We start from the raw sequence: 7,718 nt of genomic DNA, 5'->3' as shown, positions 1-7,718 counted from the left end.
AGCGGGAAATTCGTCCGGCGGTGATTATGCGCAAAGTGATGCAGGGGAACCAGAGCGAGAAGGGTGCGAAAACACAGTCCATCCTGATGACCGTTTTTCGCACGCTCAAACGGCGAGGCTATCGTCCCGTGGCGACCGTAGTAGAAGCCCTCCAAACCGCCCTCCGCACTAGACAACTGCCTCCTCTTCCGCCCTCTCTTCCTTCAAAGGGCTAAAACGTTACGTTCTTCCTTTGTGCTGCCCACGGGGTAATATCTACCGCCATTTTCCAAAAAGGTAAGCAACTTGGCTTGATCCGGTTCGGTTAGTTCTCCAATTTCTTCGAGAATGACCAAACCTCCGTCGGCAGTTTTCAATAATCCTACTTTATCTTTAATCGCTCCAGTGAATGCGCCCTTTTTATAGCCGAACAATTCTGCGAGAATTAAGTCTTTTTGAAATGCTGCACAATTAAAAGTTTTTACTTTGGAGGAGGGATAATCTAGCCGATACAATTTTTCAAAAATATCCGTAAAAAGAGATTTTCCAACGCCGCTATCGCCGATAATCATCAGCGGCTTTCGATTGGAAAGATTATGTTTTTGCGATGAATAAAGAAGTTCATAGAGATGAACAAAATCATTGACTTCTTTATGTAATCCTGGCGGAACGATCCATTTACATTTTTGATCGGAATGGACGGAATCGGAAGGATTCTGTTTTGATGTTTCTGGCATAGCTAACCTTCACCGCTGCATCATTGATTCCTGACAAGTCGAAAACCAAGATCATTGAGTGTTTCGTCGGGTCCGTGTCTGTAGCGAGCAGCCGAACGATAACTCCCGGGGCCGTGGTGTTCCCAGCTGCCGCCTCGAGATAAGCGGAGCGAACCACTATTTGTTCCGGTTGGATCATTTTGCGAATCCGAACTATAATTCCCATACAAGTCCTGACACCACTCCCAGACGTTCCCGCTCATATCAAACAATCCAAAGGCGTTCGGCAATTTCAATCCCGCTTCCTCCGTTCCATTTCGGCTGCGATTGCCATCATACCAAGCGTATTCACCGATTTGGCTGTTATTCGGATCATCTTCCCAATAGAACCGCATCGTTGTCCCCGCACGACAGGCGTACTCCCATTCCGCCTCTGTTGGCAAACGGAATGTCCCTTGTCCCAATTGGTTTAATTTCTGAATAAAGGTTTGGCAATCGTTCCAGGAAACCATTTCTAATTGTTAGACTTTCCGCTGAAATAGGAAGGATTATTCCCCATTATCGCCTGCCATTGCGCTTGGGTTACTTCATACTTCCCCATATAGAACGGCTTAGTAAGCGTAACCTGATGCTGCGGCCCTTCATCTGGGTCTTGATCCTTCTCACTTTCCGGCGATCCCATCATAAACGTTCCCGCTGGGATCAATTTCATGAGTAACAATATCGTTTTCTTGGGATAATCCAGCGGAATGGTTATTTCTTCTGCGGGAGATATCGGTGTAGCTGTTATCGTCGGCGTAGGTGTTAATGCGGGAGGCAAATTCTGACTAGAAGCCGCAATCCGAAAACCCTGAGTGCCATCCCTGTCGTCCGAAGCGCGACTATTGCGAAAGGCAGAACGGCAGTCCCTAGGATGAGCGCTCCAGTTGCCGCCACGCGACGACAGGCTCATGTCATTACTTGACGAAGCGGCAAAAAGTCTGCGTCAAAAACTGGAAAATTCATCTTTGCAAGGGGGATTTTGCTTGAAAAAAGCGTTGGCTTATGCTATACTTAAGTCATGTAAATACAATTGATAAGGTTGAGCGATGCGACGAATCGACGACTGCCGGCAAACCCTCTTGATCGACCCCTTCGATTATCTTGGCCCTAAGCGAAAAACCCTTTTGGAATCCGGTTGGGCTGACCTTTTTCAAAAATCCTTGCTCGAAAAAATTCCTGTCAATGAGATCAAAGCCTGCTTTCATGATCGGATAGGGCGTCCCACCAAGGAATTGCGGACGATGCTCGGCGTTCTGCTCTTGCAGTACATGTTCGACTTGACCGACGAAGAGACCGTCCATCAATTGGCCTTCAACGCCGAATGGCATTATGCGTTGAATCTGTCATGGGAAGACGACGATACCAAATATCTGAGCGAACGAACGTTGCGAACGTATCGCTCGCTGGTGATGGAACAGGAAATCGACTCGCTTCTTTTTCGGTTGTTGACCGACGCACTGCTGGACAAACTGAAGTTATCGACGAAGAAGCAGCGCCTGGATTCGACGCACATTCGTTCGGCCATGCGGCGCCTCTCCCGGTTGGAGTTGTTTCGCCGAACCATGGAGAAGTTTTTGAAAGTGATGCGCCGGGAACACGCGCGTCTGTTGAAGAAGAGCGTGGCGGAAGAGTTGGTGGAGCGCTATCTGGGGAAGAAGAAGGGCTATTTTTCCCAAGTGAAGCCGTCGGAAGCGAAGGAGGCGCTGAAGCAAGCGGCGGAAGACCTGCTGACATTGGTGGAAACATTCCGGACGCATAACAAGATAAGCGGAATGGTAGTATTTAAGCTAATGCAGCGGGTGTTGAACGAACAATGCAATGTAAGCGGCGAGGGGGAAGCGGCGAAAGTGGAGATCAAAGATCCCAAGGACGTTTCTTCCGGCAGTCTGCAGAATCCTTCCGACGAGGATGCGGCGTATAGCGGACACAAGGGGGAAGGCTATCAAGTGCAGTTGATGGAAACCTATCAGGAGGAGAAATCCGAGGAAAAATCCGCGCCGCCGAATTTGATCACTTACATTCATGTCGAACCGGCGAATGTAAGCGATAGCGATGCGCCGCCGCGCGCCATCGAAGAGACGAAGAAACGCGGCTGCGCCCCGGAGGAGTTGTTGGCCGACAGTATGTATGGAAGCGATGACAATGTAAGCAAGGCGGCGAAAGAAGGGGTAAACTTAATCGCGCCCACGATGGGGAAGCCCAAAAGCAAAGAGACCCAGCTCGTCTTGGACGATTTTACGGTGGATGAAGCAACGGGGGAAGTGACCTCCTGTCCGGGCGGGGCGGCGCCTTGTGCAATCCGAAAAATAAAAGACGATGGACTGAAAATTTACTTCGATCCGGCGACGTGCCAAGACTGCGATCATCGCGACTATTGCTGCGTAGGCTTGGACGGCGGCCATAAGTTGGAGTATACGCCGAAACAACGGAGATTGGCGCAACGGCGGGTGGCGGAGGAATCGGAAGAGTTTCGCGAGAAATACCGATGGCGTTCGGGGATCGAAGCGGTGAACGCCAAACTGAAACGGATGATGGGCCAGGGGCGCTTGCGAGTGAGAGGGCGGGCGAGAGTGCGCCTGGCGGTCACGCTGAAAGCGCTGGGATGGAACATCTTTCAGGCGGCGCGGGCGTAAAAAGCCCTGTTTTTTGCTATTTTCGAAGGGAGAGCCGCCCGTAACGCCGTCAAAACCAACATGGGGAATTCGATCCTTCATAAAGTATGGCCGACAGGCTATCCAGCGGATGACAAAACGGATTTTCGGTATTAATCCCAAATCGGACTTTTTTCCGGAGCGTCAATTATTGAAGCAACTACTAATATGCAAGGCTTCAATGGGGCCACCGACTTTCATCGGTGGAAATTATTTTTAGTGCATATATTATTTCAGGATTACTTAGCTTCAATGGGGCCACCGACTTTCATCGGTGGAAATGCTTTAAGTCTATCACGATAACCAGGTGAAATATCCGGCTTCAATGGGGCCACCGACTTTCATCGGTGGAAATGCAAATCAACAGAAAACGAAGTATGTAAAATTCACCAAGCTTCAATGGGGCCACCGACTTTCATCGGTGGAAATTTTTTTTGGAACACCACCAACCGATCCCCGCGTAATCGAGGCTTCAATGGGGCCACCGACTTTCATCGGTGGAAATGACGTTAAGGTTGAAGAAGCTCCCTGGCCGGATAACGCTTCAATGGGGCCACCGACTTTCATCGGTGGAAATATGCTTGCGTTTAATGATACCCAACCCAATCCAGGATCGCTTCAATGGGGCCACCGACTTTCATCGGTGGAAATGAGGGTTATTAGGAGAGCACCCAAGGCACCGTAGAGCTTCAATGGGGCCACCGACTTTCATCGGTGGAAATGCCGAGCAAGCGCCGCAAGCCGATCCATACCTTGTGGCTTCAATGGGGCCACCGACTTTCATCGGTGGAAATCCGCTAAACGTCTTTCGCTCGCGGGCGCGGATGCGCTGCTTCAATGGGGCCACCGACTTTCATCGGTGGAAATCGGTTTCTCTGGTACTTTATGATCGATTTATAAAGGAGCTTCAATGGGGCCACCGACTTTCATCGGTGGAAATGAACCTACCCGCGCCGACCTGCGCGGGAGCCTATTTGCTTCAATGGGGCCACCGACTTTCATCGGTGGAAATGGAAGAGTGGGACAAGGTTCCGACCGACCTGGCGATGCTTCAATGGGGCCACCGACTTTCATCGGTGGAAATGTTTTCTACGTTCCGCACGCTGATCGTTTAACTCAGGGGCTTCAATGGGGCCACCGACTTTCATCGGTGGAAATCCCATCGGGTGGCACCGGTATCGCGGATATCGAGATGCTTCAATGGGGCCACCGACTTTCATCGGTGGAAATATCGACGCCGCGAGCATCCATCCCGTCATAAATGCAGCTTTAATGGGGCCACCGACTTTCATCGGTGGAAATGCCATTTGCGCCGCTGGGTGGATCGCGGCGGATTATCGCTTCAATGGGGCCACCGACTTTCATCGGTGGAAATGTAACGGTAATCTCCGCTCCAAACGAAACCAACGGGAGCTTCAATGGGGCCACCGACTTTCATCGGTGGAAATAACTCCAGCGCCTGGCGGGTAAGGCGCAGGTCATCATGCTTCAATGGGGCCACCGACTTTCATCGGTGGAAATGCTTCTACGACTGGGTAATCTATAAAGCGGCAAACGGGCTTCAATGGGGCCACCGACTTTCATCGGTGGAAATTAAGTCCCGTCGTTGCTCCCAAATCCGCCGGAAACCACGCTTCAATGGGGCCACCGACTTTCATCGGTGGAAATTCACCAAAACGGCAACCCAGAAACATGGCCTCTCCATCAGCTTCAATGGGGCCACCGACTTTCATCGGTGGAAATGGAAGCCGGATTCGCCAAAGAACCGGCTCCATTTTCGGCTTCAATGGGGCCACCGACTTTCATCGGTGGAAATTCGTCAATGGCGTCAAAAACGGCGAAAATCCTTTGACGCTTCAATGGGGCCACCGACTTTCATCGGTGGAAATCGCCGAAGATGGGATACTTGCCCGTAGCAGAATTGGCCGCTTCAATGGGGCCACCGACTTTCATCGGTGGAAATATTGAGATGCCGGATTATAATCTGGACGAACTCTCCGCTTCAATGGGGCCACCGACTTTCATCGGTGGAAATATGGAAGTATCTTCGCTCTTGATCCTTCCGGCGCACGCGCTTCAATGGGGCCACCGACTTTCATCGGTGGAAATGATTTCCCACGAATTTTCTTGGGTCATAGCGGCGGAGCTTCAATGGGGCCACCGACTTTCATCGGTGGAAATACACAAGGAAATACCATGCCATTTTTGAAGATAAACGCTTCAATGGGGCCAACGACTTTCATCGGTGGAAATGAAAAAATGGGATTCGAAACGGTTATAAGAACCGAGCTTCAATGGGGCCACCGACTTTCATCGGTGGAAATAAACTGGGAAGTGATGCGTTAGTTCAACTTTATCAAGGCTTCAATGGGGCCACCGACTTTCATCGGTGGAAATGAAGAATTGTTGACGCCGTAAAGCATATGGCTTACGTAGCTTCAATGGGGCCACCGACTTTCATCGGTGGAAATCGGCGGGGAAAATTCAAAAAAGGAGAAGGATTATGAGCGCTTCAATGGGGCCACCGACTTTCATCGGTGGAAATAATTTCTAACTCAATTATTATGTCTAATTCTAGTATGCTTCAATGGGGCCACCGACTTTCATCGGTGGAAATAATTTCTAACTCAATTATTATGTCTAATTCTAGTATGCTTCAATGGGGCCACCGACTTTCATCGGTGGAAATAAAACTAACTTGCCTTCTGGAATCTTTATATTTTTGCTTCAATGGGGCCACCGACTTTCATCGGTGGAAATCCAAATGCCGCACCCTCAAATAATATTGATTTGCTTGCTTCAATGGGGCCACCGACTTTCATCGGTGGAAATGCTTTAAGCGCTTTTTTATTTCATCCTTTTCTTCAATATGCTTCAATGGGGCCACCGACTTTCATCGGTGGAAATGTTCAGGGCTGCGCCTTTTTTTATTGCGCATCCCTTTGCTTCAATGGGGCCACCGACTTTCATCGGTGGAAATAATCCGTGTCTTCGATTAAGTACCTGGATTCGAATGGCTTCAATGGGGCCACCGACTTTCATCGGTGGAAATCCATAGATCGGTTCGGCCATCGCTCGGAGCTGCGCCGCTTCAATGGGGCCACCGACTTTCATCGGTGGAAATAAACAAAGGTGTAAGGCGCGGGCGGAAGTGCGGTTGGCTTCAATGGGGCCACCGACTTTCATCGGTGGAAATTCGCGGATTGCCGTCCGATGTTTGCACCCGGTTGAGCCTGCTTCAATGGGGCCACCGACTTTCATCGGTGGAAATTGGTGGAGCGCCGGATGCACAAAGGATTATTGATGCTGCTTCAATGGGGCCACCGACTTTCATCGGTGGAAATATTCCAGAGTATGAATTTTTCCCACGGCGATAACTCGGCTTCAATGGGGCCACCGACTTTCATCGGTGGAAATTTCGGCATGGACGGCTGGAACGGTGCAATATGTAAGTAAGCTTCAATGGGGCCACCGACTTTCATCGGTGGAAATTTCGAGCGGTACAACAAGGAACACGGACTAATTTAAGCTTCAATGGGGCCACCGACTTTCATCGGTGGAAATATGAGGAGCCGGGGCGCAGCCCCCAGGGTGAGGGAAATGGCTTCAATGGGGCCACCGACTTTCATCGGTGGAAATGGCCATATCCCCCTTGTGGCCAAACTATTTAATCCCCCAGCTTCAATGGGGCCACCGACTTTCATCGGTGGAAATGAGGAATGGCTAGAGTCGATTGGAAAGGACAAACTAGGCTTCAATGGGGCCACCGACTTTTATCGGTGGAAATTGTCCAGGCGGCAAGCGATTCAGAACGTTAGAGGCGGGCTTCAATGGGGCCACCGACTTTCATCGGTGGAAATTGCCTCGTTCCAGGCGCCGCCATATTCCAGGACGCGGCTTCAATGGGGCCACCGACTTTCATCGGTGGAAATCAATAATCTTCAGCGGGTGAAACCGCATCTACGATCGCTTCAATGGGGCCACCGACTTTCATCGGTGGAAATCAAATTCTCTTAAAACCTTAATTCCTATTTTCGTAAGCTTCAATGGGGCCACCGACTTTCATCGGTGGAAATCCTTACCGTCTCGACGGTTATTTCCTCTGCGATATTGCTTCAATGGGGCCACCGACTTTCATCGGTGGAAATGCGGAATGTGGCCGCCTCGGATGATCGGCAAGAGAAAAGCTTCAATGGGGCCACCGACTTTCATCGGTGGAAATTTGGTTTTCTCCTTGTTTTGTCTTCGCTATCAATCCGCTACAATGGGGCCACCGACTTTCATCGGTGGAAATGAGGAGCCGGGGCGCAGCCCCCAGGGTGAGGGAAAT

5 protein-coding genes and 1 CRISPR repeat array (1 of these 6 cut by a window edge) are annotated in these 7,718 nt (G+C 50.4%); of the genes, 2 read left to right on the top strand and 3 right to left on the bottom strand.

Translation table 11 applies throughout. From position 1 onward, the window contains the following. On the top strand, positions 1 to 215 hold a 215-nt coding region (locus AB1656_09105; GenBank protein MEW6235530.1), incomplete at its 5' end, for an IS66 family transposase. Here AB1656_09105 and AB1656_09100 read toward each other — a convergent pair. From AB1656_09100 to AB1656_09090, 3 genes are read right to left on the bottom strand one after another with little or no spacing between them, the layout of a single operon-like run. Beyond that, positions 204 to 716 carry a sigma 54-interacting transcriptional regulator gene (locus tag AB1656_09100; protein ID MEW6235529.1) on the bottom strand — a complete coding sequence of 171 codons (513 nt, stop codon included), beginning with the start codon at positions 714 to 716 and terminating at the stop codon, positions 204 to 206. The genes AB1656_09105 and AB1656_09100 overlap by 12 nt on opposite strands. Before the next feature lie 20 nt (positions 717 to 736). After that, a complete protein-coding gene (locus tag AB1656_09095) occupies positions 737 to 1,207 on the bottom strand; it encodes a formylglycine-generating enzyme family protein (protein ID MEW6235528.1) in 471 nt (156 codons plus the stop codon). Positions 1,208 to 1,209: 2 nt separating this feature from the next. Then, entirely contained in the window at positions 1,210 to 1,407 is a 198-nt protein-coding gene (locus AB1656_09090) for an SUMF1/EgtB/PvdO family nonheme iron enzyme (GenBank protein MEW6235527.1), read from the bottom strand. A gap of 376 nt (positions 1,408 to 1,783) precedes the next feature. Between AB1656_09090 and AB1656_09085 the strand changes: the two genes are divergently transcribed. Further along, a complete protein-coding gene (locus tag AB1656_09085) occupies positions 1,784 to 3,370 on the top strand; it encodes a transposase (protein MEW6235526.1) in 1,587 nt (528 codons plus the stop codon). A gap of 193 nt (positions 3,371 to 3,563) precedes the next feature. Next, positions 3,564 to 7,718: a CRISPR direct-repeat array (repeat unit 36 nt; unit sequence GCTTCAATGGGGCCACCGACTTTCATCGGTGGAAAT); it runs 21,571 nt beyond the window's last position.

It is taken from the genome of Candidatus Omnitrophota bacterium (assembly GCA_040755155.1).
Lineage (GTDB): Bacteria > Hinthialibacterota > Hinthialibacteria > Hinthialibacterales > Hinthialibacteraceae > JBFMBP01.
The sequence above is the reverse complement of the archived record's forward strand: the minus strand, read 5'-3'. Positions and strand labels throughout refer to the sequence as shown.